Source organism: Microbacterium caowuchunii (assembly GCF_008727755.1).
Classification (GTDB): Bacteria; Actinomycetota; Actinomycetes; order Actinomycetales; family Microbacteriaceae; genus Microbacterium; species Microbacterium caowuchunii.
In genome coordinates this window covers 1,018,964-1,045,405 of sequence record NZ_CP044231.1, presented here as the reverse complement: position 1 = coordinate 1,045,405, position 26,442 = coordinate 1,018,964, and the positions used below count along the sequence as shown (strand labels likewise).

Below are 26,442 nucleotides of genomic sequence, written 5' to 3'. Positions count from 1 at the left end.
GGCGGAGCGGGGCGTGACGGCCAGCGCGTCCCTCAGGTTCTGCGCGTTCTTGAAGGTGACGTTGCCGACGAAGGACAGGTAGTACCCGCGCTCCCCTGCGATCCTTGCCATCGCGATGTTCCTGGTGGACCGCGTCGGGCGCAAACCCATCCTGCTGACCGGTTCGGTGCTGATGACGGTGTCGCTGGCGGCGCCGTGGGGCACGATCGCGCTGATCGCGGCGAACGTGTTCGTGATCGGGTTCGGCGCGTCGTGGGGCCCGCTGGTCTGGGCGCTGCTCGGCGAGATCTTCCCGAGCCGCATCCGCGGCAAGGCGCTGGGGGCGCCAACTTCCTCATCACCATCTCGTTCCCGGCGATGTCGTCGTGGTCGCTTCCACTCACCTACGGCATGTACGCGCTGTTCGCGGCGCTGTCGTTCATCTACGTCGCGTGGCGCGTGCCCGAGACGAAGGGCGCCGACATCGAGCAGACCGAGTCGCTGTTCATCCACAAGAGCGACTCCACCCCGCGCTGACCGCAGCGCGGGGTCGGTGCCGGTTCGTAGACTGCTCCGATGCCTTCCCTCGGTGACGTCATCGCGCCTCGCCGCCTCGGACGGGACTTCCGCTGGCTCCTCGGCTCATCGTGGTCGAGCAACCTGGGCGACGGCATCTCGCTGGCTGCCGCTCCTCTCCTGCTGGCATCCATGACGTCGTCACCGCTGATCGTGGCGGCCGGAGCCATGATGCAGTTCCTGCCGTGGCTGCTGTTCGGCCTGCTCGCGGGCGCGGTCGCCGACCGTCACGACCGGCGCCGGCTCGTCATGATCGCGAACGGATCGCGCGCCCTCGTCGTCGCCGCCCTGGTCGCCTTCCTGCTGACCGGTCAGGCGAACGTCTGGATCGTGCTCGCCAGTGCCTTCCTGTACGGCATCGCCGAGGTGTTCGCCGACTCCGCCGGCGCCACACTCATGCCGATGCTGGTGCGCCCCGGCGACCTCGGCATCGGCAACGCCCGCATGCAGGCGGGGCACCTCGTGGGCAACAACCTCGCCGGGCCGCCCGTGGGCGCCTTCCTGTTCGCGCTCGGGTCGTTCTGGCCGTTCCTGGTCGAGATCCTGTGCGTGCTGCTGGCCGTCGTGCTGATCTCCCGCATCTCGCGCACGCCGGTGCCCGAGCACGACGAGAGCGCACCGACCGGCACGGCGCACGCGATCCGCGAGGGTCTGCACTGGCTGCGGGGAAACCCGCCGGTGCGCACGCTCGTGCTGATCATCCTCGTGTTCAACGTGACGTGGGCGGCGCCGTGGAGCATCCTCGTGCTCTATGCGACCGAGCACCTCGGCATGGGCGCCGTCGGCTTCGGCGCTCTCACGACCGCGTCCGCGCTCGGCGGCCTGGTCGCGATCGGCTGCTTCTCCTGGCTGGAGCGCCACGTGTCGTTCGCGACGCTCATGCGCGTGTGCCTGTCGCTCGAGGTGCTCATGCACCTCGCCTTCGCCCTCACGACGTCGAGCATCGTCGCGTTCGTCATCATGTTCGGCTTCGGCGCCTACGCGTTCGTGTGGGGCACGATCTCGACCACGACACGCCAGCGCCTGGTGCCGATGGAGCTGCAGGGGCGCATCGCGTCGGTGAACATGGTGGGCGTCTTCGGCGGCCTCGTCATCGGCCAGCTCCTCGGCGGCCTCATCGCGCAGGTGTGGGGGCTCACCGCCCCGTGGTGGTTCGCGTTCGCCGGGTCGGCGCTCACGCTCCTGCTGGTGTGGCGCCAGATCTCGCATATCGCCGCCGCTCCCCCGGTCATGGAGCCCGTGATCACGCCCGACACCCCGCACGGCGGCACCTGAGGGTCAGCCGTCCTGCTCCCACGGCAGCCGCACCAGCGGCAGGATCAGCACGCGACCTGCGACGGCGGTGGGATGCTGCGCCATCAGCTGCGCGGCCTCGTCGATCGTCTCCGCCGTGACGAGGTCGTACCCGGCGAACCACTCCTTGAACTCCGGGAAGGGCCCGTCGGTGACGATCGTGCGGCCGTCGCGCACGACGACGGACTTGGCCTGGTCCCGGCCCGCGACCGGCGCTCCGGCCCCCAGCGCGCCGGCCTTGTCGCCCTCCTGCGCCCAGGAGTCCAGCATCCGGCGATCCTCCTCCTGCGGGAGTGGGGATCCGGTCGCGTCGGTCAGGTGGAGCACGAGAAACTGCTGCGTCATGTGGGTTCTCCTGGGGTGCGGGGCCTGGTGGCCGGGCGGGTCTGCATGGCGGGCGGGGCGGGCGCATCGGACGCCGAGGCGGAGACGGATGCCGCCAGCTCCGCGCGACGGCGGGCCAGAAGCGTCACCTCGCCGGTGTTCTCGGCCAGCGCGATCGCACGGTCGTACGCGTCGAGGGCTTCGGCGGCGCGCCCGATCCGGCGCAGAAGCTCGGCGCGCGTCGCATGGAACGCGTCGTGGCCCTCGAGCGCGCCGGCGAGGCTGTCGACGATCGCGAGCGCCGCCTCGGGCGAGTCCGCCTCCGAGACGGCGATCGCCCGGTTGAGGGTGACCAGCGGGTTGGCGGCGATGCGCTCCAGCGCACCGTAGAGCGCGACGATCCGGTCCCAATCCGTGTCGTCCGCGTGCGGCGCGGACGCGTGCACGGCGTTCACCGCCGCGAGCAGCAGGTAACGGTCGAGCCGGGCGGTGCCGCGCTCGACGGCGGTGAACCGCTCGTCGACCAGCGCGAGCCCCTCGTCGATGAGAGCGCGGTCCCACGCATCGCGGTCCTGCTCGTCGAGCGGGACCAGTTGCCCGTCGCCCGAGAGGCGGACCGCGGCGCGGGACTCGGTCAGCAGCATGAGCGCGAGCAGCCCTGTGGTCTCGGCGCGCTCGGCGGTCTCGGCCGGAAAGAGGTCGCGCACCAGGCGCGTCAGGCGGATCGCCTCGGCGCTGAGGTCGGGGCGGAGCGGGTCGGCGCCGGCACCGGACGCGAGGTAGCCCTCGTTGAAGATCAGGTACAGCACGGCCAGCACGCCCACCGCCCGCTCGGGCAGGTCCTCCGGCCCGGGGACGCGGAACGGCACGCCCGCCGCCCGGATCCTCGCCTTGGCCCGCGTCAGGCGCTGCGCCATCGTGGTCTCCTGCACCAGGAACGCCCGTGCGATCTCGGCGACCGTGAGGCCCCCGACGATCCGCAGCGTCAGCGCGACCTGCGCATCGATCGCCAGCACCGGGTGGCAGCAGGCGAAGATCAGGCGCAGGCGGTCGTCCTCGACCGCGCCGACCTCCTCGGCCGGGGAATCGTCCGCGAGCATGAGCGCCTCCTGATGCAGCTCGTCGCGTCGCGCCTCGCGCCGCAGCCGGTCGATGGCCCTGCGGTGCGCCGTCGTCGTGATCCAGGCCCCGGGCTGCGGCGGCACGCCGTCGACGGGCCAGCGCTGCACCGCGACGGCGAACGCCTCGGCCGCGGATTCCTCGGCGATGTCGAGGTCGCGGAAGCGCCGCACCAGGCCCGCCACCACGCGCGCCCATTCCTCCCGTTGCGTGCGCGCGAGGGCGGCGGCGACGTCGGTGCTCACGCTCGCCCTCCTTCGCCTCGATGCGGGGTCGGCCCGGCGGGGACCCTCACCAGGTCCACGAACGGGGATCCCCCGATTCGACATCCTGCGGCGAGGAAAGTGCAAGAGCGTCATTCCCGCTTCGGTGCTGTCGAATCCGGCGGTGGCCGACCGTGGACATGGTGAGGGCCGGCTCACCGGGTCTCTCTGACGACGAGAGGTGGACGCCATGTACGACCGGATCACGACGAACGGCCGGATCCCGCCCGACGCGCCGACCGACGGCGCCGCGCGGCCCGAACCCGTGCTGTCGCCGCGGCAGCGGCGCGCCGCGCGCCGGCACGCCTACTGGGAAGAGCTGTCGGAGTTCCTGCTGTCGATCCCCGCCGGCGTCGGCATCCGCATCGGCGGCTGACCGGCCGGGATCCTTGGTTTGGGGCGCACTCCGTCCCAAACCAGGCAGGCCCGGGGAAGAACCCGCCCCAAACCAGGGCGGCCGGGACGACACGCGCCGCGAACCGGGATGCCGGGACGAGAGGCGGCCCGAATCGGGGGTCAGTCCTCGAAGGAGCCGTACGCCGCCACGGTGTTCGCCGCGATCTGCGTGCACAGTTCGTCCACCTCGACGCCGAGCTCGGCCGCCATGAAGCGCACGGTCACCGGCACCAGGTAGGGCGCGTTCGGTCGCCCGCGGTAGGGCACCGGCGTCAGGAAGGGCGCGTCCGTCTCGACGAGGATCCGATCCCGGGGCGTGACGGCCAGCGCGTCCCTCAGGTTCTGCGCGTTCTTGAACGTGACGTTCCCGGCGAAGGACAGGTAGTACCCGCGCTCCCCCGCGATCCGGGCCATCTCGGCGTCGCCGGAGAAGCAGTGGAAAACGGTGCGCTCCGGGGCGCCGACGCGCTGCAGTGTGTCGAGGACCGCGTCGTGCGCGTCGCGGTCGTGGATCTGCATCGCCACGTCGTGCTTCTTCGCGAGGGCGATGTGCGCCTCGAAGCTCGCGTACTGCGCGGGCAGCCCCTCCTCCGGTGTGCGGAAGAAGTCGAGGCCGGTCTCGCCGATCGCCCGGACCCGGGGCTGGGCGGCGAGCTCGTCGATCACGCCGATCGCCTCGTCCAGACGCCCGGCCGCGGCGTACGCCGGTGCTTCGTTGGGATGGATCGCCACCGCGGCCAGCACGCGCGGGTGGGCGGCCGCGGCCCACGCCGACCAGCGGCTGGACTCGATGTCCCCGCCGGCCTGGACGACGCCGAGGATGCCGACCCCGGCGGCCCGCTCCAGCTGCTCGTCGAGGCTGAGCGAGGCCTCGCCGTCCTGGATCTCCAGGTGGCAGTGGTTGTCGTAGACCGGCACGGTCAGCGGCTCGGGAGCCTGCGGGTACGACACGTCCCGCGCACCCTTCTCCCGGGTGCGGACGTAGGTGCTCGGGTCGTTCTCGCTCACGCGTTCTCGATGCGGGGGAACAGCGGTGCGAGCCCGTTGACCGACGTCCCGGGGCGCAGGACGCCCCAGGTCCCGGCCTCACGGAGCGGCTGGTCCTGCAGGCGGCCGATCGACTCGGCGGCCCCGAGGGCGATCCAGAGCTTCTCGGTGGACTCCGGCATCACCGGCGAGAGCAGCACCGCGAGGGCACGCAGGCCCTCCGCGGCGGTGTACAGCACGGTGCCGAGGCGGGCACGCTGGGCGTCGTCCTTGGCGAGCGCCCACGGCTCGTTCTCGGTGATGTAGCCGTTGAGCGCGTCCACGATCGTCCAGATCGCGGTGATCGCCTCGTCGATCCGGAACCGCTCGATGGCGGCGTCGGCGTGGGCCGCCGCATCCGCCACGGTCTTCTGGATGACGAGGTCCGCCTCCGTGTAGTCGCCGGCGGGCGGGATGACGCCCTCGAAGTAGCGCTCGATCATCGCGGTGGTGCGCGAAGCCAGGTTGCCGAAGCCGTTCGCGAGCTCGGCCTGATACCGCGCCGCCAGGTCCTCCCACGAGAAGGAGCCGTCCTGCCCGAAGGCGATCGCGGACAGGAAGTAGAACCGGTACGCGTCCGAGCCGAACACGTCGGTGATCTCCGAGGGACCGATGCCGGTGAGCTTCGACTTCGACATCTTCTCGCCGCCCACGAGCAGCCAGCCGTGCGCGAAGACGCCGCGCGGCACCTCGAGTCCCGCCGCCATCAGCATCGCGGGCCAGATGACCGCGTGGAAGCGGAGGATGTCCTTGCCCACGACGTGGTAGGCGGGCCAGCGGCGCTGGAACTGCTCCTCGTCCTCGCCGTAACCGATCGCGGTGGCGTAGTTGAGCAGGGCGTCGACCCACACATAGATGACGTGCGTGGAGTCCCACGGCACCTTGATGCCCCAGTCGAACGCGGAACGCGAGATGGAGAGGTCCTTGAGCCCCGACCGCACGAAGGAGATGACCTCGTTGCGCGCCGATTCCGGCCGGATGAAGTCCGGGTTCTCCTTGTAGAGCTTCAGCAGGGGCTCTGCGAACTCGCTGAGCTTGAAGAAGTAGTTCTTCTCCTGCAACAGCTCCAGCGGCTTGGAGTGGATGGCGCAGACCTTGAGGCCTTCGAAGGCGCCGGTGCCGTCGAGGATCTCCGACTCCGGTTTGAACTCCTCGCAGCCCACGCAGTAGAGCGCCTCGTACTCGCCCGCGTAGATGTAGCCGCGGTCGTAGATCGCCTGCACGAAGCGCTTCACGCGCTCCTCGTGCCGCTCCTGCGTCGTGCGGATGAAGTCGTCATTGGCGACGTCCAGGGTCTCGAGCAGGGGGAACCACGACTCGCTGACGAGCTTGTCCACCCATTCCTGCGGCGTGACGCCGTTGGCGGCGGCCGCGCGGAGCATCTTCTGCCCGTGCTCGTCCGTCCCGGTCAGCATCCAGGTGTCGTCGCCCGCCTGACGGTGCCAGCGCGCCAGGGTGTCGACGGCGACCGTCGTGTACCCGTGGCCGATGTGCGGCACATCGCTCGGGTAGTAGATGGGCGTCGTGATGTAGAAGGAACGGCCGGTGCTCACCCGATGATTCTAGGCGGGCGGGATGCGCCGGTCCGCCGTCGTGGTCTCGGGCGCTGCGGATCAGTCGCGTACGGCCAGCGCTGCCTGGTACAGCTCCCGCGAGGAATGGCCGGTGTGTGCGGAGACCTCCCCGGCCGCATCCTTCAGCCGGACCCCCTCGCGCACGAGCTCGAGCACGCGCGTCACCGCGTCCGGGAACGCCATCGCCGAGCGCGACGCCCCCTCGACGACGACGACGATCTCGCCGCGCACGCCCTCCGCCGCCCAGGCAGCCAGGTCCTCGAGCGGACCGCGCTTGACCTCTTCGTGCAGCTTCGTGAGCTCCCGGCACACGGCGGCGCGCCGGTCGGGCCCGAACGCGTCCGCCATCGCCGACAGCACCTCGGCGATCCGCGAGTTCGCCTCGAAGAACACCATCGTGCGGGCCTCGGCCGCCAGATCCGCCAGTGCGCGGCGGCGGTCGCCGGGCTTGCGGGGCAGGAAGCCCTCGAAGGTGAACCGGTCGGTCGGCAGCCCCGACACCGCCAGCGCCGTGAGCACGGCGGACGGGCCGGGCAGCGCGGTCACCGGCACGTCCTGGGCGGCGGCCTCGGCGACGACCCCGTAGCCCGGGTCGCTGACGGTCGGCATGCCGGCGTCGCTGAGGAGCAGGATGTCCTCGGTCGCGGCCCGGCGAACGAGCTCCGCGGCGCGCTGCTTCTCGTTGTGGTCGTGCAGCGCGATCAGCTGCGGGCGGTTCTCGACCCCGAGCGCGGCGAGCAGCCGCTGCGTCGTGCGGGTGTCCTCCGCCGCGATCACGGTCGCCGTCTCGAGTGCCTGGACGAGCCGGCGCGTCACGTCGCCCAGATTTCCGATGGGCGTCGCCGCGAGGATGATCACGGCCCCAGCATAAGCTGGGCGGCGTGACCACGAGCGCTTCGCCGTTGCTTCCGACGGTGCGCCCGACTCGTTACGACCGGTGGATGGCACGGGTGCGGGCGAGCCCTGCGCGCACCCGCCGGCTGGACCTCTGGACCCCGGTCGCGATCACCCTGCTCGCCGCGCTGGCACGATTCGTGAACCTGGGCTCCCCGCAGGAGCTCGTCTTCGACGAGACCTACTACGTCAAGGACGCCTGGTCGCAGTGGAGCCTCGGCTACACCTCGAACTGGCCCGAGGGCGCCGACGCCGACTTCGCCGCCGGTGACCCGGCGGGCTTCCTGCGGACCGCGAGCTTCTCGGTGCATCCCCCGCTCGGGAGATGGCTGATCGCCGTCGGGATGTGGCTGTTCGGACCGGAGAACGCGTTCGGATGGCGCTTCTCGGCCGCACTGTTCGGCACCGCGACCGTGCTCCTGGTCTACCTCGTGGCGAAGACGCTGACCCGCTCGACGCCGGTCGCGGCCGTGGCCGGGTACCTGCTGGCGATCGACGGCCTGGCGATCGTGCTGAGCCGGGTCGCCCTGCTCGACGGATTCCTCGCCTTCTTCATCGTCCTGACCTTCTGGTTCGTCCTGCTCGACCGGCGCACGCACCTCGCCCGTCTCGCCGAACGGCTCCGGGACCGCCCACCCGGGATGTTCGGGCCGGTGCTCTGGCACCGGCCGTGGCTCGTCGCCGCCGGTGCCGCAGCGGGTGCGGCCACCGCCGTGAAGTGGTCGGGGCTCTACGTCCTGGCTGCGGTGGGTCTCTACGCCGTCGTCGTCGACGCGCTGGCCCGCCGCCGCGCGGGTGTGGGCGCGTGGCCCGTCGATGCCATCCGCCAGGGCGTCGTGGCGTTCGTGCTGCTCGTCCCCGTCGCGGTCGTCGTCTACCTCGCCTCCTGGATCGGCTGGCTGGCCGGCTCGGGCGGGCACAAGCGACAGAGCGCACTGGCCGAGCCGCTCTCCGCGTTCTGGTCGTGGGTGCCGACGTCCCTGCAGAGTCTCTGGCGCTACCACGAGTCGATGTACGCCTTCCACGTCGGGCTCTCGACGCCGCACAGCTATCAGAGCGCCGCCTGGCAGTGGCCGCTGCTGGTGCGTCCCACGTCGATGTACTGGGACAAGTCGGGCGACACCGTCGAAGCCATCTCGAGCATCCCGAACCCGCTCATCTGGTGGGGCGGGATCGCGGCGGCGGTCTTCCTCGTCGTCGTCTTCATCCGTCGGCGGGATCCCGCGGCCGGCGTCGTCCTCCTCGGGATCGGCGCGACCTACCTGCCGTGGCTGCTCTACCCCGAGCGCACGATCTTCCAGTTCTACACGGCGGTGATGGCACCGTTCCTCGTGCTCGCCATCGCGCTGACCGCCCGGGAGATCGTCGCCGGTCCCGGGACGTCTGCCGAGCGCCGCGTCGCCGGTCAGCGCGTGATCCTGGTGTTCCTCGTGGTGGTGACCCTGGTCAGCGCCTTCTGGTACCCCGTCTGGGCGGGCATGCCGGTGCCGTACGTCTTCTGGCGCCTGCACAACTGGGTGCCGACCTGGGTCTGAGGACGCTCAGTCCGTCGCGCCGGGTTCGGCCGAGAGGATCTCCTCCGCGCCGGCCTCGACATCCACCGGCACGGCGATCGGTCGCCCGCCCGTGAACGCCTCGTGCTCGCGCATGACGACCGCCTCGATGTCGACCGTCCGCAGATGCGGGAACCGCTGGGAGAGCCGGTGCACCACCGCCACGTAGGAGGTGAGCTCCCAGCCGTCGACGACGTGCGTGTCGGCGCGGTCCTCCCCGGAGGGGAACGAGATGGGGGTCACCGCACCATCGTCGCACCCCGGCCTGCGGCGGGGGTGCTCCGGAGCAGGTAAGTAGATCGTTGAGCAAGAATGCTGCCGAGTCACTCGGCGAGCGCGGTCAGCGCCGGGGGGTGACGTGCGCGTCGACCTGGTCGACGGCGTTCTGCAGGCGAGCGAGCGTGTCCATGACGATGGTCGCCTCGTCCGGCGACATGTCGATCACCGCGGCCAGCATCCGTTCGTGCATGTCCCCGAGGGTCTTGCGCACCTCTTCGTCCGTGTCGACCGTGGGGATCACGTAGATACTGCGCCGATCGGTCGCGTGCCGCTCGCGGCGCACGTGACCGGACTTCTCGAGCCGATCGATGATCGCCGTCATCGACGCCGTCGACACCCCGAGATACCGAGCGAGCTCTCCCGGGGAGACCAGCTGGTCCTTCTGCCTGGCCTTGAGTAGATAGCGGAGCACGAGCAGGTCGTTCTCCCCCATGGACATCGACTCGCGCGTGCGGCGACGCATCGCCACCTCCGCCGCGCGGTACATCCGGAAGGCCTGCAGCAGGGCGATGGCGCGACGGCGACGGTCGTCGTCGGCGTCCGAATACCAATAGCCGCTGTTCGGATCGGTCGGGTCGGGCATGAGTTCGATGATAGAGGCGTAGTCCCCTGCCACGGCACGACCTCCTTCCGGCTCCGGACATCCGGGATGCCTCACCAGTTTAGCTAAATATTCAAACTATCCGCCGTCGGCACCGGCGAGCAACTCGGACACCTCGTGCACGGGCAGCCGGCAGACGAAGCCGCGGCAGTCGTACGCGGTCGCCCGGCCGTCCCGGAGCACGCGGTCGGCCAGCAGCCCGAAGCCCGCGTCCGCCCACCGCCGGGCGGTCGGCTCGTCCAGGCAGACGACCGTGTCCGCTCCCATCCCCCGCGCGGCCGCCGCCAGCGGATCGTCCCTCCGGTCCGCGATGACGACGATCTGCCGTGGCGGCTGCAGCAGACGGGCGGCGACGCGCAGCACCGCGCCGTGCGCGAACGGCTCGGTTCGGGCGCGGCCCATCCGCGACCGCACGACGTCCTCGGCGATTGCACGGTACTCCTCCCCGCCGCCGAGTTCCCACAGGGTCAGGGCCGCCGAGGCCAGCGCCGACGTGCCGGACGGGCGGTCGATGTCCGCCTCGTCCGCGATGGGGGCGTCCAGCCGCCCCAGCACCGGGTCCCGGCCGCCCGGCACCTGCAGCCCCTCGCCCGTGCGGCAGAGATCGACGAGGCGCCGCGCCTCCCGCACGTAGGCGAGCTCGCCGGTCGCCGTGCCGAGCGCCAGGAGGCCCTCCGCATACGCCCCGTAGTCCTCCAGCGTCGCCGGCGCCGACGAGGGGATCTCGTCCAGCGAGGCGCGCCGCAATCGTCCCGCCTCGTCCAGATTGCTCTCTTCCAGGGCGTCGACCGCCCGGCGGGCGGCGTCCAGCAGTCCCGGCAGCGCGAAGCGGGTCCCGGCATCCGCGAGCGCCGCGATGGCCAGTCCGTTCCACGCCGTGATCACCTTCCCGTCCACGGCGGGGGCGGGAAGGTCCGCGCGCTCCGACGCTCCCGCGAGGTAGAACGCCCCTTCCCTCCGCTCCCCGGCGATGATCGATTCGGAGTCCTGCGCGGCCGCGAATCCGCCCGCGGGCGTCTGCAGGGTGTCGAGGAGGAAGCCCGCGATCCCGGCGGCGACGTCCGGGCGCTCCGCGTCGACCGCCACCTCGATCAGTCCGGCGTTGTCGGAGAGCATCCGCTCGTAGTGCGGCTGCGTCCAGTCGCGTCGGGTCGCGTACCGGAAGAACCCGCCGTCGACGTGGTCGCGCAATGGCGACCGGGCCATCGCGTCCAGGGTGCGCGCCGCCAGGGCGCCCGCGTCCGGTCGCAGGTCCGTGAACAGCGGCGACTGCAGGAACCGCAGCACCGGCACCGTGGGGAACTTCGGCGTGCCGGGCGCGGCGTCCGCTGCGGCGAAGCCGCCGTGGACGGGATCCTCCGCGGCGGCGACCACATCGGCGATCCGGGTCAGATCGTCGATGGTCGGCAGGCCCGCATCCCCGGCATCGCGCGCCGCCTGCAGCGCGTCGTGCAGGGCCTGGGAGGTCTCCGTCACCGCCTCGCGGCGCTCGGTCCACGCCTCGGCCACGGCACGGATCACGTCGCGGAAGGCCGGCATCCCCCCGCGCGCCTGCGCGGGCCAGTAGGTCCCGGCGTAGAACGGCCGACCCTCGGGCGTCGTGAACACCGACAGCGGCCAGCCGAGGTGGGGGGTGAACGCGGAGGCGGCCGCCAGCATGACGGCATCCACTTCGGGATGCTCCTCCCGGTCGACCTTGATCGCCACCAGCTCACGGTTGAGCAGCGCCGCCGTCTGCGGGTCGGCGAACGATTCCTCCGACATCACGTGGCACCAGTGGCACGTCGAGTAACCGATCGACACGAGCACGGGGACGTCGCGGCGACGGGCCTCCTCGAACGCCTCGTCGCCCCAGGCGAACCAGGCCACCGGCTGACCTGCGTGCGCGCGTACGTAAGGACTGGCGGATGCGGCGAGCCGGGACGACATGCCCCCAGGGTAGACGCAGAGAATACTGCATCCCAGGGGTCCCCCTGAGCCCTCAGATCCCTGTGATAGGAAAGGGGAACGCTCCCGGCTGCTTCGGGATCGTCGGGTGCACGGTGGACGCGGGGAAGGGGGCGGGGTGGCGCAGAGACTCCCCGCAGCACCCCCGGTGCTGCCCGGCTTCACCTACGTCCGTCCGCTCGGCACCGGCGGGTTCGCCGACGTCTTCCTCTTCGAACAGGACATGCCGCGCCGGCCGGTCGCCGTGAAGGTGCTGCTCGAGGACCTCGTCGACGAGGGCCTGCTGCGCATGTTCAACGCGGAGGCCGACGTCATGGCGCGGTTGAGCTCCCACCCCTCCATCCTCACCATCCATCAGGCGAGCATCTCCTCCGACGGGCGCCCGTACCTGGTGATGGAGTACTGCCCCAATTCCCTGAGCTCCCGCTACCGGCGCGAGGTGATCCCGGTCGCCGAGGTCCTCCAGGCCGGTATCAAGATCGCCTCCGCGCTCGAGACCGCCCACCGGTCCGGCCTCCTGCACCGGGACATCAAACCTTCCAACCTGCTCATCACCGCCTTCGGCTCCCCCGTCCTGTCCGACTTCGGCATCGCCACGGCGCTCGGCGGACGGGGCGAGGAGGAGGTCTTCGCGATGTCGGTGCCGTGGAGCGCGCCGGAGGTCGTGGACGAGCGCGTCGCCGGTTCCGTCCCGGCGGAGGTGTGGAGCCTCGGCGCCACCGTGTACTCCCTGCTCTCCGGTCGCAGCCCGTTCGAACGACCCGGGTCGGGGCAGAACTCCCGGGACCAGCTGAAGTCCCGCATCCGCCGGGCGGCGTACACGCCGATCGGCCGCGAGGACGTGCCGGCGAGCCTGGAGGCCGTGCTGAGCCGCTCCATGCAGCGCGACCCGGCCGCGCGCCAGGCATCGGCGGCCCAGTTCGCCTACGAGCTGCAGCTGGTCCAGCACGAGCTCGGACTCCCGCACACCCCCATGGAGGTGGCCGTCGACGAGTGGGCGTCCGCGGGCGCGCCCGTCGATTTCTCCGACGACCGCGCCCGGGGCCCGGTGCGCCCTTCCGTGCACTACGAATCCCGTCGTCCGGTGCGCGCACGCGCCGCAGCCCACCGTCCGGACGAGGGCACCGTGCTCGCCGGGGCGGAACCTGCCCGGCGGGGACTGTCCGCCGGGATGGTCGCCGCCATCGCGATCGGTGCGGCCCTCGCGATCGCCGCCGCGGTCGCCGTGACCCTGCTCGTGGTGGGGGGCTGAGGTGGCCGCCGCAACGGACGCCCCCCGCATGTCCCGGCGCGGGTGGATGCTCGGGGGCGCCGTCGCTGCGGTGATCGCCGTCGTCGTGACCCTCGCCGTGGTGTGGCCGGGCTTCGACGCGCAGCAGACCCCTCCCGACGACGGCAGCATCTGGGCCCTGCAATCCGGCGAGGGGCGCCGCTACGCGCGCGTGAACACGACCGTGGGCGAGATCGACACCGTCAAGCAGGTCGAGAACCCGAGCAGCATCGTGCAGGACGCCGAGCACCTGCTCGTCTTCGCGGAGGGCGGCACGCGGTTCGCGGACGTGGACATGGCGACGCCGCAGGATCTGGATGCGGACGCCGAGGACATGTTCCAGAACACCCCGGCCGGCACCGTCGCCGTCGTCGCCGAGGGCGCCCTCGTGGCCTACCTCACCGATCGCGGCGCCGTGTACGCCGCGCCTCTCGGGGCGCAGGACCGGACCACCGCGATCGATCCCTACGCCGACGAGGACGGCGAGGATCGTCCGACCTTCGTGGCGACCGCCATCGCGGTGGGCCTCGACGGGGTCGTCCACGCCTACTCCGCGGCGGAGGGACGGGTGATCCGCGCGGACGGGACGACGGGGCGGGTGCTCGGCTCGGACACGATCGAGGACGCGCCCGCCGAGAGCGTCCAGCTCACCGCGTCCGGGGACGGCTGGGCGCTGCTGGCCACCGACTCCGGGGATCTCTGGGTGCGTGGACGCACCGCCCCCATCCCCACCGGCACGACCGGCGGCGTCCTCCAGCGATCGACGTCGACCGGCGAGACCGTCTACATCGCCGACGCCACCGGGCTCGTCGCCGTGCCCCGGGACGGATCCGCGCCCGACCGCACCGAGGATGCGGCGCGGGGCGTTCCGGCCGCGCCCGCCGAGCTCGACGGCGTCGTCTACGGCGCCTGGCTCCCCGAGGGCGGGGCGTCCGGCACCCTGTGGAGCAGCGCGGACGGGGCGCGGAGCCTCGACTACCGGGGTGCGCAGCTCGGCGACGAGGTCGCCCCGGCGTTCCTGTCCAACGGTTCGCGCATGATCCTCAACGAGACCCGATCGGGCTGGGTCTGGACGCTGCCGGACGGCGCGCTGGTCGCGTCGTCGCAGCAGTGGGATGCGGAGGACGAACAGCCCACCGTCCAGCAGGACGAGGTCGAGGCGGAGCGCGTGATCGACCCGAAGCCGCCGATCGCGGTGGACGACGCCTTCGGTGTCCGCGCCGGACGCAGCGTCGTCCTTCCCGTGATGCTGAACGATCACGACCCCAACGAGGACGTCCTGAGCATCGTCGCGGCCTCCGTCGAGGGCCTCGACCCGTCCTTCGGCTCGATCGCGCCCTCGAACCAGCAGCAGGAGCTCGTCGTCCGGGTCGCGCCGGACGCAGCCGGCACGGCGACGTTCCGCTATCGGGTGACCGACGGCACGACGGCCGACGGACTGACGTCGGAGCCGGCCACGGTGACGCTGCGCGTGGTTCCGGAGGAGGAGAACTCCGCCCCCGTGTGGTGCGGCACGGACGGATGCCTGTCGAGCTGGCCGGATCCGCAGGTCGTACCCGGGGGCACCGTGTCCGCCAACGTGCTGGAGGGGTGGGTCGATCCGGACGGCGACCCGATCTACGTGTCACAGGCGGTGAACCAGTCCGGCATCGGCTCCCTCGTGCTGGACCCGCAGGGCACCGTGACGTTCCAGCATCCGAACCCGAACGCGACCGAGGCGCAGACGATCCCGATCGCGATCGGCGTCTCGGACTCGCGCGGACTCACCGCCGACAAGCCGCTCGAGATCACGGTCACCCCGAGCCCCCAGCTGACCGCCCAGTCCTTCGCGGTCGTGGGCACCGCCGGCGCCCCCACCACCGTCGACGTGCGCCCGCACATCACCGGCGTCACGGGCGGTCTCTCCATCCGCTCCGCGAACGCGCTCGACGACTCCGGTGCCGACATCGCCGTCAACAGCGTGGCCGGCACCTTCCAGTTCACCGGCGCCACACCCGGCTCGTACATCGTGCAGTACGTGGTGGCCGACGAGGCGGCGGAGGCGACCGGAATCGTCCGCGTGACCCTCGTGGACCCGGCACAGACGCAGATCTCCACACCGCCGCTCACTGCCTTCGTCCGCCCCGGCGAGGACGCCACGATCGACATCGTCTCCGCGGTGTCCAATCCCGCCGCCCTGGTGCTGCTGGCCAGCGACGTGCGGACGACCCCGGATGCCGAGGCGACCCTCGCCGTCGACCTGGTCGGTCAGAGCATGCTGCGCGTCGCGGGCGCGACCGACGACGGACAGCCCGGCACACTCGGCGTGGTCGCCTACACGATCTCCGACGGCACCGGGAACGCCTACACCACCACGACCGGCGAGGTCACGGTCGTGCTGCTCCCCCCGGCCGATGCGGAACCGCCCATCGCGGTCGACGACGCCGTCACGGTGCGGGCGGGGACGCAGATCGACATCCCGGTGCTCCTCAACGACACCGCACCCACGGGCGCGCAGTTCGCGATCGACGCCTCCACGATCTCGAACGACTCCGGCGAGGGCCTCGCCTTCGCGACGGGCCGGCTGCTGCGCTACCTGGCCCCCGAGCAACCGGGGACCTACACGGTCGGCTACACGATCTACCGCATGGGTTTCCCGGACATGACCGACACCGCCCGGGTCACCATCACCGTGCTCCCCGATGAGAACAACGCCGCGCCGGTGCCGCACATGCTCGTCGGCCGTGTCCTCAGCGGCGCGGCGGTATCCATCCCGTTCGACCGGTTCGCCGTGGACCCGGACGGCGACGCGGTCACCCTGGACCGCATCGCGGCCCAGCCGGAGCGCGGATCGGCGACCGTCTCCGCCGAGGGCGACGCGATCATCTACACGAGCTCGGCGGGTGACAGCGGGCAGGTGACCTTCACGTACCAGGTGCGCGACTCGCTGGGGGCGACCGGCACCGGCGAGGTCCGCGTGGGCGTGCTCGACGCCGAGTCCGATCCGAGTCCGGTCACCTACAGCGACTACCTGCAGGCGCAGGCACGCGAGGACGGCGAGGTCGTCGTCCGTCCCGCCGACAACGACATCGACCCCTCCGGCAGCGAGCTCGAGGTGATCGACGTGCGCCCCAACGCGGAGGTCGGCTCGGCCGAGTACCGCGCGATGGACGCCATGATCGCGGGCCTCGACGACAGCGTCGTGTCGCTGGAGTCCGGCACGCAGCTGGGCACCTACTCGTTCGCCTACACGGTGCGCAACGCCAACGGGGACACGGCCATCGGGCTCATCGTGCTCAAGGTCGTGCGCGATCCCGTTCCGGACTACCCCGTGGTGCGGGACACGTCGCTGACCATCGAGACCCGGGAGGACTTCCCCGACGGGATCGATGTGCTCAGCGGCAAGGTCTCCTGGACCGCGGGCGACGCCTCGGGGCTCAGTCTGTCGCTGTGGGGGGACAACCCCGGGATCGAGGTGGACGGATGGCGCATCTCCGGACGCATCCCGGACGAGACCCTGCTGATCCCGTTCGAGGTGTCGGGAACGTCCTTCGACGGCAGCGAGGTCACCTCCTACGGCTTCCTGCGGGTGCCGGGCACCAACGACCTCCAGCTGACCCTGCGCGCTTCCGCCGCCACCGTCCAGGTCGATGAACGGGGCACGGTGGACATCGATCTCGATCGCGCCGTCGCCCTCCCCCCGCGCAGCGACATCGAGATCGACGGTTCCCGCATCGCGGTCGGCGGAGCCCGGGCCCAGGCCCGCTGCGAGCTGCAGTCCGCGACGGTCGTCCGGTACAGCGCCGGCGCGGGTGCGCCGTGGACCGACACCTGCACGGTGCCGGTGCGCCTGGTCGGGCAGGAGTCCTTCACGTTCCTCACGGTGCACGTCGAGGTCGTCGCGGAGAACCCGCAGCCGGAGCTGCGTCCCGCATCCCTCACGGTGAGCCCGGGGGCCTCCTCGACCTACGACCTCACGGACATGACCACCTGGGCGGGAACCGAGGACTGGGCGGCGCTCAGCTATGGCCTCGGCTACACCGGTGACCAGTTCACGGTGACCCAGCAGGGCACGCAGGTCACCGTCACGGCGAAGGACGCTGCTCGCCCTGGCCGCCAGGAGCCGGTCACCGTCACCCTGCCGAGCCACCGCGACGTCCGCCCGTCCACGCTGGCGCTGACGGTCGGTCCCGCCCCCTCCACACTGCCCAAGGGCGCGACCCTGACCCAGCAGTGCTCCCAGGCCTCGGGCACGAGCTGCACCATCTCCGTCATCGGCGGGGGCGGGGAGGTCAACCCGCTGCCCGGGACGCCGCTGAAGGTCGTGGCGGTCGGGACCGGGGCCGGCGGGAGCTGCGCCGGGGTGTCCTTCTCCGTCGCCGGTCCCACCGCGCTGCAGGCGGCGTGGGCGGCGGATGCGGAAGGCACCCGGTGCACCGTCGGGTTCACCGTCGAGGACGCGCAGGGCCGGCAGTCCAGCGGAGACCGCAACGGTCAGGTCACGCTCGATCTGCAGGGATACCCCAAGGGCCCCAACAGCGTGATGCAGACGGCCCACGGCGACCGCTCCATCACCCTGCGGGTCGACCCGGGCGCCGCCGCGAGCGCGTATCCCGCGCTGCAGGGGTTCCGCATCTTCGACGGCGGGCAGCAGGTCACCACGTGCACCGCGGCCGGCGCCTGCCAGCCCTTCCAGGTCGCGGTCAACGGCGACCAGCGCACCTACGAGGCCCGTGCCTACAACAGCGTCGGCGATTCCCGCTCCGGGGTGAGCGTGCGCGCCTGGGGGTACCGCGCGCCCTCCGTCGGCGCAGTCACGGCGGAGCCGATCTACGACGCGCGCCGCACGAGCGCCGACACCGGCGTCGTCCGCATCCGCATCCAGAACACCGACGACGAGGTGCGCAGCTACAGCGTGACCGGCACCTCCTCGCCCGTACCCCGCGGCCGAGGCGAGTACACCGAAGTGGACGTGCAGCTGCCGGTGGGCCCCGCCACGATCCAGGTCACCCCGACCAGCGCGAACTCCGCGCCCGACGGCAGCGGGTCGGTCGGTTCCTCCGGTTCGGCGAGCGTCACGGTGGCGGGGCTCCCGCATACCGGGGGCGTCTCGGTCGTGGCTGAGTCGGCGACGGCCCTGACCGTCTCGGCCGCACCCATCGACGCGAACGGCAGCACACGCCCCACCGAGACGATCTACGTGGCCGTCCGCGCCGGTGGCGACTTCTCCTGCTCGGTCGGCTCCGACGGAACGGGGCTCCGGGTGTCCGGGTCGCGCGAGGTCGTGTCCGACTCCCCCGTCATCGGCGGACTGCGCGAGAACGAGAAGTACACGGTGGGGGCGTGCGTGGGCAACGGCTTCGGCGCCGCCAAGACCGGCACGGCCGACGGCTGGGCCTGGGCGCAGCCGGAGGCGCCCACCGGTGGCACGTACACGATCCGTCGCACCACGCCCTCGGGCACCGTCGCGTACGTGGTCGACGACGTGCGGGTGCCCAGCAGGTCCGGATTCGAGACCATCATCGACGGCGGCTCCCCCGCGATCGGCGCCGAACGGTCCATGACGGCGAAGTACTGCGTCCGCAATTCCAACCAGGAGCGCTGCAGCCCTCCCGGGGCGATCCTCCCGGCCGACGCCGCCAAATCCACCCAGGTCACGCTGTTCGAGCCGGCCGTCTCGGTCTGCCGTGTCGGCGCTACGCTCAAGGCGACCCTGGGACAGAACCCCGGCGGGCTCGGGACCGTCTCGATCGACCCCGGCTCGGTCACCTATTACGGCGACACGTCGCTGGGGTTCCCGGTCCGCATCCCGCCCGCGGAGGGCGCCCCGCTGACGGTTCCGAACGGCACGGTCCGGGTGACCGCGAAGGTGCTGTTCAGCTGGACGAGCCCGCAGGCCGCCTACCAGCAGGAGTCCTTCAGCGTCGACTTCCGCCGCTGCACCGGCACCGTGGACCCCAACCCGCCCGAGCCCGAGCCCGAGCCCGAGCCGGAGCCCGAGCCCACCGATCCCCCGACCGAAGGAACCAACCCATGACCGTGACCCCGGAACAGACCACCTGGTTCCAGGAGACCTTCGATCTGCTCGTGGAGAACGTGGAGCAGGTCGTCCTGGGCAAGCGACACGTGATCGAGCTCGCCTTCGCGGCCCTGGTCTCCCGCGGTCACCTCCTCCTGGAGGACTTCCCGGGGACAGGCAAGACCTCCCTCGCGCGCGCCATGGGCGAGACCATGCAGGGGTCGAGCTCGCGCATCCAGTTCACTCCGGACCTGCTCCCAGGCGACGTCACCGGCATCACCGTCTACGACCAGAAGCGCGGGGAGTTCGAGTTCCACTCCGGACCGATCTTCGCGAACATCGTGCTCGCGGACGAGATCAACCGTGCCAGCCCGAAGACGCAGTCCGCACTGCTGGAGGTGATGGAGGAGGGTCAGGTCACGGTCGACGGGATCTCCCGCCGCGTGCCCACCCCCTTCCTGGTCGTGGCGACGCAGAACCCGGTGGAGCAGGCCGGCACCTACCGCCTGCCCGAGGCCCAGCTCGACCGCTTCCTCATGAAGACCTCACTCGGGTACCCCGACCACGCGGCCACGGTGCGCATCCTCGAAGGCAGCGCCAACGGGCGCCGCGAGGTCGAGGCCGTGATCACGCCCGAGGCCGTGGAGACGATGTCCGCGATCGCGCAGGACGTCTACCTCAACCCGCTCGTCCTGGACTACATCGCCCGCGTGGTCGAGGCGACCCGTCAGGCGGCGCAGGTGCGGCTCGGCGTGAGCGTCCGCGGCGCGCTCGCCCTCACCCGGGCGGCCAAGACGTGGGCCGTCGCGCACGGACGCGGCTACGTGACCCCGGACGACGTGAAGGCGCTGGCCGAGCCCGTGCTGGCGCACCGGTTGATCCTCGACGCGGAGGCGGAGTTCGACGGCGTCACGCCCGGTGCGGTGATCGGGCAGGTCCTGCTCGATGTCAGTCCCCCGACCCAGCGCGAGTCGGCGTGAGCGGGGACGGCCCCTCCCGCATCACCCGGATCGGCTCGACGTCCACGGCGACGTCGGGAACGAGCACGCGCACCCGCACGCGCTACGACACGTCCCGCCAGACGACCGTCATCGTCGTCGGCGGCATCCGGTTCTGGCGTCGCCTGAGCCGATCCGTCGGCCGCGCGGCCGCATCCGTCCGCGGTACCGTGACGCCGGCTGGCTGGCTGCTCGTCGGGGCGGCGCTCGTCGGGCTCGGTGCGGGCCTGCCGCTCGGCTGGATCGAGTTCGTCCTCGCCGGCGTCGTGGCGGCCGTGCTGCTCCTGTGCGCGGCGCCCTTCCTGTTCAGCGCCCGCGCCTACGACGTCTCCCTCGCCCTCGCCCGCGACCGCGTGGTCGCCGGCACCGAGGTGGCCGCGCACCTGCGCGTGGAGAACGTCGGCTCGGGCGTCGCACTGCCGGGTCGGGTGGACATCCCGATCGGGGCGGGGCTCATCGACGTGCCCGTGCCGGTCCTGCGCAAGGGGGGCGTGTTCGACGAGGATCTGTCCGTCCCCGCCCTGCGTCGCGGCGTCCTCGAGGTGGGCCCGGCCCGCTCCGTACGCGGAGACCCGCTGGGCATCCTGCGGCGCGAGGTCACCTGGGAGGACGTGCACACGCTGTACGTGCACCCGGTGACCACGTCCATCCCGAGCACCGCCACCGGGTTCGTGAAGGACCTCGAAGGCAATCCCTCGTCCCAGGTCGTCGACTCGGACATCTCCTTCCACGCCATCCGGGAGTACTCCCCCGGCGATTCGCAGCGGCACATCCACTGGAAGTCCACCGCGAAGACCGGCACGCTCATGGTGCGCCAGTACGAGGAGACGCGGCGCTCGCGCATGGTGATCGTGCTCGCCAGCGGCACGGAGGAGTACGCGAACGACGAGGAGTTCGAACTCGCCGTGAGCGCCGCCGCATCCCTCGGCGTCCGTGGCATCCGGGACGGCCGCGACGTGTCCGTCGTCGTGGGCGGCGAGGTGCCCGAGTTCGCCCGGCGCTCGGTGCGCACGTCGCGCGAGCTGGCGACCGTGACCGCCCGGACGCTGCTCGACGACCTCGCCGGACTCGACAAGACGGAGCGGGTCAGCCCGCTCGGGGACGTGGCCGGGCTGGCCGTGGAGGGACACTCCGACGTCTCCATCGGCTTCCTCGTCTGCGGTTCCACGCCGACCCTGCGGATGCTGCAGCACGCCGCCCTGGCCTTCCCCGCGGACGTCGGCGTCGCGGCGCTGATCTGCGATCCCACCGCGGAGCCGGGCTACCGCACGATCGGGGCGACGTCCGTCGTCACGATCGGTCTGCTGGACGACCTCCGGCACATCCTGGCGCGGAGCGCGAAGTCGTGAACGGGGTCGAGTCGCGAGCCGCCGTGCGCGCCCGCCGCCGTTCGGGTCGTCCGTCGCTCGACGCCGCCGAGACGATCGGCAACGTCGCGTTCATGGACGCCCTGCTCGTGGTGGGTGCGGCCGCATCCTGGACCATCTCGCAGAGTCCCTGGTTCCTCCTCGTGGCCGCGGTCGGCATCGCGGCGGCGACCGCGATCGCCCTCATCGCCCTGGTGCGGCGCTGGCGCTGGTGGCTCACGGCCGCCGTCACCGCCGGGGTCTACCTCGTGGCGGGCGTCCCGCTCACGGCTCCCACCATGATCACGGACCCGGCGACGGTCCTCGGCGCGATCGCCGGTGTCGTCACGGCCCCCGTGACCGGCTGGAAGAACCTGCTCACGCTGGAACTGCCGGTGGGCATCTACCAGGCCGTGCTCGCCCCCATCCTCCTGCTGATCCTGATCCTCGGTGTGCTCGCCCACTCGCTGGCGCTCCGCGCTCGGCGCATCTGGCCGCTGGCCGCACCCGTCGCCCTGCTCCTGACGGTGTTCGGGATCGCGTTCGGATCCAGCGCCCTCTCCGGCTCGGTGCGGGCCGGCGGCTGGGAGCTCGCCGGTGCGGGTGAGGCCGCCGTCGGTCTCGCCGCACTGCTCGTGGCCCTCGCCTGGTACGTGTGGCGAGCGGTGCACACCCGGCGCGCGGCGCTCCGGGCGGCCCGCCGGATGACCCCCACCCGGGCGACGTCCCGCGCGAACCGGACGCTCGGCACCCGGATCGCCCTGTCCGCGGGGATGCTCGTCGTGGCGCTGCTCGCCGGCCTCGTGATCGCCCCGTGGGCGGTGGCCGGCAGCACGCGGGACGTGCTGCGCACCGCGATCGACCCCGAGCTCCAGGTGCGGCAGACCCTCAGCCCCCTCGCGGACTACCGCACCTCGTTCGCCGACGAGCGGTACGACGAGGTGCTGTTCACCGTGACGACCGAGGGTGCGCCGGCGGACCGGGTCCGGCTGGCCGCTCTCCCCTTCTACGACGGGCGCGTGGTCCGCGCCACCGACCCGACCGGCCGGACCGGCGAGGGCGCCACCGCCTTCACCCGGGTCCCGGCGACCCTCGACGGCACGAGCGGGCAGGACGTGGCCGCCCGGATCGAGATCGGCGGCTACCGCGGGATATGGGTGCCGACCGTCGGGGACCTCGTGTCCATCGATTTCGACGGCGCCTCCCGCGCAGCGCTCTCGGACGGGTTCTTCTACAACGCGGACACCGCGACCGGGGTGGAGCTGTCCCGGCCGGGGCTCGAGGCGGGCGTCGCCTATCGGCAGGCCGGCCGGATCGACGACACGGACCGCGCCCCCGGCACGCTGACCCCGCCGGCGGACGGACCGGCCGTGGACCCCGCGCACGTGCCGGAGAGCCTGCTCGCCTGGATCGAGGCGCAGGACGCGCCGACCGGCGGCGCCGGCCTGTCCGAACTGATCGACCGGCTGCGCGCCCGGGGACTGCTGAGCCACGCGCTGACGATCGAGGACGCGCAACTCCCGGCGTGGATGCAGGAGCTCGGCGAGTACAGCTTCGAGCCCAGCCGGGCCGGGCACTCCACCGACCGCATCGGCGCGCTCTTCGCCGCACTGCTCGAGCGGCAGAACGACGTGGGCGGGAGCGACGACGCGCTGCTGGTCGCGGCCGCCGGTGACGACGAGCAGTTCGCGGTCGCCGCCGCGCTCATCGCCGATCAGCTGGGCTTCCCCGCCCGCGTGGTCCTCGGAGCGCGTCTGACGAGCGCGGATGAGGATCTGCCCACCTGCGACGACGGCGTCTGTCGCGGCGGCGACCTGGCCGCGTGGATCGAGGTCCAGGATGCCGGCGGCTCGTGGACGGCGATCGACACGACCCCCCAGCACTCCGTCGCGCTGTCGCCGGACGTGCAGCAGCGTCGCGACCCGCAGAACCCGACCGAGGTGGAGCCCGAGCAGGCCGAGATCGTGCTGCCGCCCGAGGCGGATCCCGCCGACTCCGCGCCGCAGGACGAGGAGACCCCGGAGACCCCCGCGGACCTGGCGTGGCTGTGGACCACGCTCCGCGTCACCGGCATCCTGCTGCTGATCGTCGTGGTCCTCCTCGTGCCCGCCGCGACCGTGCTGATGGCGAAGGTGCTCCGCCGACGTGCACGACGCGGCTCCCGTGACCCCGTGGACCGCGTCGTGGGCGGCTGGGACGAGTACGTCGACGCCGCCGTGGATCACGGCCGTCTCCCCCCGGCCGCCGCGACCCGCGCCGAGACGGCGCAGGCCCTGGGCGGCGGGGCCGGTTCCGAGGCCGGACGCGTCGCCGCGCTGGCCGATCGGGCCGTCTTCGCCCCCGCACCCCCCACCGACGCCGAGGGCGAGCGCTTCTGGGAGCTGGTGGATGCCGAACGGGCACGCCTCGACGAGGGTCTGGGATGGGCGGCGCGATGGAAGGCACGGCTCTCGCTGCGGTCCTTCCTGCGCCGTATCGGGGAGATCGCCGGCCGGACGGGGAAGGGCTCACCATGACGGAACGGATCGTGCTGGTCGCGGGCGCGCGGACCGATGTCGGTCGGGTGCGGGAGACCAACGAGGATGCCGTGCTGGCCGAGCAGCCGGTGTTCCTGGTGGCCGACGGCATGGGCGGACACGAGGCCGGAGACCGCGCCAGCGCCGCCGTCGTAGCGGCGTTCCGCCCCCTCGTGGGGAGGGACGACCTCTCCCCGGAGGACGTCGTGGAGGCCGTCGATGCGGCGCACGCCGCGGTCGGGGCGCTGGCCCGGTCGCGCACGCGCGGAGCCGGATCGACCCTCGCGGCGGTCGTCGTGGTGGTCCAGGCGGGCCGGCCGAGCTGGCTCGTCGTGAACATCGGCGACTCCCGCGTCTACCGCCTGGTGGGGAGCGCTCTCGACCAGCTCACGGTGGATCATTCGGTCGTCCAGGAGCTCGTGGACGAGGGACGCATCAGCCGCGCGGAGATGTCCACGTATCCGGGCCGCAACGTCATCACCCGCGCGGTGGGCGATCCGTCCAGTTCCGCCGACTACTGGCTGGCGCCGATCATCACGGGCGAGCGCCTGCTCATCTGCTCGGACGGGCTCACGAACGATCTGAGCGACGAGGCGCTGCGTGCCGGCCTTTCCCTGGGCGGCTCCGCGCAGCAGACCGCACACGGACTCGTCGACCAGGCCCTCGCCCGGGGCGGCCGCGACAACATCAGCGCGGTCGTCGTGGACGTGCGCTCGGGCGGTCTCGCGCCGCGTGCCGACGAGGTCACCGGCGGGTTCGCCACGAGTGCCGAGGCGACCGTGCATACGATCGACGTGGACACCCGCACCTCCGACCGACAGCGAGCACGCCGTGACTGAGCGCACCTGGTTCGACGGCGATCTCCCCGCCCTCGCCACCGACCGTCTCGCCGTGCTCGTCGGCGGCGCGGACCCGGTGCCCGCGGCGCGGCGCGTCCTGGCGGTCGCCCGGGCCTCTGCGACACCCACGACGATCCTCGATGCGCTGCTCGCCGACGGCATCGCCGCCGTGCCGGACTTCGCCGTCGTCGCGCTCGAGAACGGCGAGCTGACGGCGTTCCTGCGGGGCGAGTTCGCCCTGCGGTTCGAGGACGGCGGCAAGAGGGTGTGGCGCGTGGACGGGGCGGGCGCGCACACGTGGCGCGAGGTCGCCGCATCCGGTGTCACGCGGGCCTGGTCGGGGACGCCCGGACGGGAGCCGCGCATGCTCACGCTCGGCACGACGCCGGAACGCCCGGTGCGCACCGGCCCCACGACCGCATCCGGCGTCGTCCTGCGGACGGTCCCGGCCGTCCCCCGCCCGGTGGCGCCCGCGCCGGCGCCGTCGGCACGGACGACACCGCCGTCCCGCATCCCGCGTGCGATCGTCCTCCCGGATGGCGCACGCGTGCCGATCGAGGGGACCCTCCTGGTCGGACGGGGCCCGCGCACGGCGCGGCTCGACGGGGGTCGCCTGCCCACGCTGGTACCGCTGGCGGAGGCGCCGCGCGACATCTCCCGGAGCCACCTCCGGATCTCCTCGGACGGCGCCCGCGTGCAGGTCGAGGACCTCGCGACATCCGGCGGGACCGCGCTGGTGGACGCGGGGGGCATCGCCCGTCGCCTGGTCGCGGAGCGCCCCGCCGACGTCCTCGTGGGCGCGACGGCCGAGCTCCCTGGCGGCGCCCGCATCCGATTCGTGGGGGACGAATGAGCGACGAGGACGAGGACCGCACCCGCATCACCGGCCGTGCCCGTCCGCTGGAGGACGAGAGCACTCGACTGACCGGCCGCGTCCGGGACCTGGACGACGACACCCGGCTCTCCGCGCGTGCCACGCCCGTGGACGACGAGACCCGGCTCTCCGCGCGTGCCACGCCCGTGGACGACGAGACCAGGCTGTCCGAGCACCGGCACCCCACCGACGCGACGACAGCCGGGCCCGAGACCGACGACGCGACCCGGATCGTCACCCGCCCGCTCGTGCCGCCCGCCGCGCTCCCGGTCCCGGCCGATCCAGCCGATCCAGCCGACGATGCCACCCTGCTCGTCCGCCGGCCGGCGCCCGCCGCAGCCGGGGATGCCGAGGACGGTGGCTCCGCCCCGGCGGTCGCCGGGGAAGACCGCACGGAACTCGGCAGCCGCCGCGGGGGTGCTCCGGTGGTGCGCCGCCGGGACCGCCGGAGCGTCCTGGACGAAGGGACCGCCCTCTCTCCGCGAGCCGGGCGACGGGCGGAGCCCGCGGTGGTCTCCACCCCGGAGGCCCTCGCCGTTCCGGACGCGGGAGACCAGGGAACGCGGCGGTACGGCATCCGCACCGTCGCCGCGACGGCCCCGCCCGCCACCGTCGGCGCTCCCGCTCAGGCGGTGACCGGAGACGGCGGTCTCGCCGCCCGCCAGGAGCGGCGTCGAGCACTGCGCACGCGGCTCCTGCTCCTCGTCGGCGGCGCCGTGATCGTGATGGCCGGCGCGCTCACCGGCCTGGCGCTGCTCCTCGGCGCCTGAGACCGCG

At 72.4% G+C, this 26,442-nt stretch carries 19 protein-coding genes and 2 pseudogenes; 12 read left to right on the top strand and 9 right to left on the bottom strand.

Features of this window, described 5'->3' with window-relative positions:
• Positions 1-6: 6 nt before the first annotated feature.
• A pseudogene (locus F6J84_RS15660) lies at positions 7-111 on the bottom strand (TatD family hydrolase); the annotation flags it as partial.
• Here F6J84_RS15660 and F6J84_RS04920 point away from each other — a divergent pair.
• A pseudogene (locus F6J84_RS04920) lies at positions 101-516 on the top strand (MFS transporter); the annotation flags it as partial. The pseudogenes F6J84_RS15660 and F6J84_RS04920 overlap by 11 nt on opposite strands.
• 39 nt (positions 517-555) lie before the next feature.
• Positions 556-1,830, top strand: coding sequence for an MFS transporter (locus F6J84_RS04915; RefSeq protein WP_150971870.1), 1,275 nt, complete (start codon positions 556-558; stop codon positions 1,828-1,830).
• Positions 1,831-1,833: 3 nt separating this feature from the next.
• On the opposite strand, the gene F6J84_RS04910 is transcribed toward F6J84_RS04915, so the two are convergent.
• Both F6J84_RS04910 and F6J84_RS04905 read right to left on the bottom strand, forming a co-directional pair.
• Positions 1,834-2,193 (bottom strand): YciI family protein, encoded by a 360-nt coding sequence (locus F6J84_RS04910; protein WP_150894966.1) that lies wholly within the window; start codon positions 2,191-2,193, stop codon positions 1,834-1,836.
• A complete protein-coding gene (locus F6J84_RS04905) occupies positions 2,190-3,536 on the bottom strand; it encodes an RNA polymerase sigma factor (RefSeq protein ID WP_238702599.1) in 1,347 nt (448 codons plus the stop codon). Before F6J84_RS04905 ends, F6J84_RS04910 begins: the two co-directional genes overlap by 4 nt.
• 208 nt (positions 3,537-3,744) lie before the next feature.
• On the opposite strand from F6J84_RS04905, the gene F6J84_RS04900 reads away from it, so the two are divergent.
• The gene (locus F6J84_RS04900; RefSeq protein WP_150971866.1) at positions 3,745-3,930 is read left to right on the top strand and encodes a hypothetical protein; all 186 of its coding nucleotides are present in this window, start codon (positions 3,745-3,747) and stop codon (positions 3,928-3,930) included.
• A gap of 140 nt (positions 3,931-4,070) precedes the next feature.
• Here the strand turns inward: F6J84_RS04900 and F6J84_RS04895 are convergent, their stop codons facing one another.
• From F6J84_RS04895 to rsmI, 3 genes are read right to left on the bottom strand one after another with little or no spacing between them, the layout of a single operon-like run.
• Positions 4,071-4,958, bottom strand: coding sequence for a TatD family hydrolase (locus tag F6J84_RS04895; protein WP_150971864.1), 888 nt, complete (start codon positions 4,956-4,958; stop codon positions 4,071-4,073).
• On the bottom strand, positions 4,955-6,529 hold the full coding sequence (metG, locus tag F6J84_RS04890) for a methionine--tRNA ligase (protein WP_150971862.1): 1,575 nt from the start codon (positions 6,527-6,529) through the stop codon (positions 4,955-4,957). Before metG ends, F6J84_RS04895 begins: the two co-directional genes overlap by 4 nt.
• A gap of 60 nt (positions 6,530-6,589) precedes the next feature.
• Complete coding sequence (rsmI, locus tag F6J84_RS04885; RefSeq protein WP_150971860.1) at positions 6,590-7,408, bottom strand: 16S rRNA (cytidine(1402)-2'-O)-methyltransferase; 819 nt, start codon at positions 7,406-7,408, stop codon at positions 6,590-6,592.
• Between the two features lie 23 nt (positions 7,409-7,431).
• On the opposite strand from rsmI, the gene F6J84_RS04880 reads away from it, so the two are divergent.
• On the top strand, positions 7,432-8,979 hold the full coding sequence (locus tag F6J84_RS04880) for a dolichyl-phosphate-mannose--protein mannosyltransferase (protein ID WP_150971858.1): 1,548 nt from the start codon (positions 7,432-7,434) through the stop codon (positions 8,977-8,979).
• 6 nt (positions 8,980-8,985) lie between these two features.
• Here F6J84_RS04880 and F6J84_RS04875 read toward each other — a convergent pair whose 3' ends face one another.
• From F6J84_RS04875 to F6J84_RS04865, 3 genes are all read right to left on the bottom strand, one after another.
• Positions 8,986-9,240, bottom strand: coding sequence for a three-helix bundle dimerization domain-containing protein (locus tag F6J84_RS04875; RefSeq protein WP_150971856.1), 255 nt, complete (start codon positions 9,238-9,240; stop codon positions 8,986-8,988).
• A gap of 97 nt (positions 9,241-9,337) precedes the next feature.
• On the bottom strand, positions 9,338-9,859 hold the full coding sequence (locus F6J84_RS04870; RefSeq protein ID WP_150971854.1) for a MarR family winged helix-turn-helix transcriptional regulator: 522 nt from the start codon (positions 9,857-9,859) through the stop codon (positions 9,338-9,340).
• A 96-nt stretch (positions 9,860-9,955) separates the two neighbouring features.
• Positions 9,956-11,806, bottom strand: coding sequence for a thioredoxin domain-containing protein (locus tag F6J84_RS04865; RefSeq protein ID WP_150971852.1), 1,851 nt, complete (start codon positions 11,804-11,806; stop codon positions 9,956-9,958).
• A gap of 136 nt (positions 11,807-11,942) precedes the next feature.
• Between F6J84_RS04865 and F6J84_RS04860 the strand changes: the two genes are divergently transcribed.
• Genes F6J84_RS04860 through F6J84_RS04820 form a run of 8 tightly spaced genes read left to right on the top strand, consistent with a single transcriptional unit; the run spans position 11,943 to position 26,435 of the window.
• A complete protein-coding gene (locus F6J84_RS04860) occupies positions 11,943-13,076 on the top strand; it encodes a serine/threonine-protein kinase (protein WP_150971849.1) in 1,134 nt (377 codons plus the stop codon).
• Between the two features lies 1 nt (position 13,077).
• Complete coding sequence (locus tag F6J84_RS15450) at positions 13,078-19,110, top strand: Ig-like domain-containing protein (RefSeq protein WP_191905756.1); 6,033 nt, start codon at positions 13,078-13,080, stop codon at positions 19,108-19,110.
• Positions 19,107-20,072 (top strand): AAA family ATPase, encoded by a 966-nt coding sequence (locus F6J84_RS04845; protein WP_150971846.1) that lies wholly within the window; start codon positions 19,107-19,109, stop codon positions 20,070-20,072. Before F6J84_RS15450 ends, F6J84_RS04845 begins: the two co-directional genes overlap by 4 nt.
• On the top strand, positions 20,069-21,439 hold the full coding sequence (locus F6J84_RS04840; protein ID WP_238702598.1) for a DUF58 domain-containing protein: 1,371 nt from the start codon (positions 20,069-20,071) through the stop codon (positions 21,437-21,439). The genes F6J84_RS04845 and F6J84_RS04840 overlap by 4 nt, the downstream gene beginning before the upstream one ends.
• A complete protein-coding gene (locus F6J84_RS04835; RefSeq protein WP_150971844.1) occupies positions 21,436-23,952 on the top strand; it encodes a transglutaminase domain-containing protein in 2,517 nt (838 codons plus the stop codon). The genes F6J84_RS04840 and F6J84_RS04835 overlap by 4 nt, the downstream gene beginning before the upstream one ends.
• Positions 23,949-24,791, top strand: coding sequence for a PP2C family protein-serine/threonine phosphatase (locus F6J84_RS04830; RefSeq protein ID WP_150971842.1), 843 nt, complete (start codon positions 23,949-23,951; stop codon positions 24,789-24,791). The genes F6J84_RS04835 and F6J84_RS04830 overlap by 4 nt, the downstream gene beginning before the upstream one ends.
• A complete protein-coding gene (locus F6J84_RS04825) occupies positions 24,784-25,644 on the top strand; it encodes an FHA domain-containing protein (RefSeq protein ID WP_150971840.1) in 861 nt (286 codons plus the stop codon). The genes F6J84_RS04830 and F6J84_RS04825 overlap by 8 nt, the downstream gene beginning before the upstream one ends.
• Positions 25,641-26,435, top strand: a complete 795-nt coding sequence (locus F6J84_RS04820; RefSeq protein ID WP_150971838.1) for a hypothetical protein — start codon at positions 25,641-25,643, stop codon at positions 26,433-26,435. Before F6J84_RS04825 ends, F6J84_RS04820 begins: the two co-directional genes overlap by 4 nt.
• Positions 26,436-26,442 lie beyond the last annotated feature (7 nt).

Coding starts and splice junctions, on each gene's coding strand:
- F6J84_RS04830 (WP_150971842.1), top strand. CDS start 23,949: ATGACGGAACGGATCGTGCTGGTCGCGGGCGCGCGGACCGATGTCGGT.
- F6J84_RS04900 (WP_150971866.1), top strand. CDS start 3,745: ATGTACGACCGGATCACGACGAACGGCCGGATCCCGCCCGACGCGCCG.
- F6J84_RS04915 (WP_150971870.1), top strand. CDS start 556: ATGCCTTCCCTCGGTGACGTCATCGCGCCTCGCCGCCTCGGACGGGAC.
- F6J84_RS04910 (WP_150894966.1), bottom strand. CDS start 2,193: ATGACGCAGCAGTTTCTCGTGCTCCACCTGACCGACGCGACCGGATCC.
- F6J84_RS04845 (WP_150971846.1), top strand. CDS start 19,107: ATGACCGTGACCCCGGAACAGACCACCTGGTTCCAGGAGACCTTCGAT.
- F6J84_RS04870 (WP_150971854.1), bottom strand. CDS start 9,859: ATGCCCGACCCGACCGATCCGAACAGCGGCTATTGGTATTCGGACGCC.
- F6J84_RS04865 (WP_150971852.1), bottom strand. CDS start 11,806: ATGTCGTCCCGGCTCGCCGCATCCGCCAGTCCTTACGTACGCGCGCAC.
- F6J84_RS04820 (WP_150971838.1), top strand. CDS start 25,641: ATGAGCGACGAGGACGAGGACCGCACCCGCATCACCGGCCGTGCCCGT.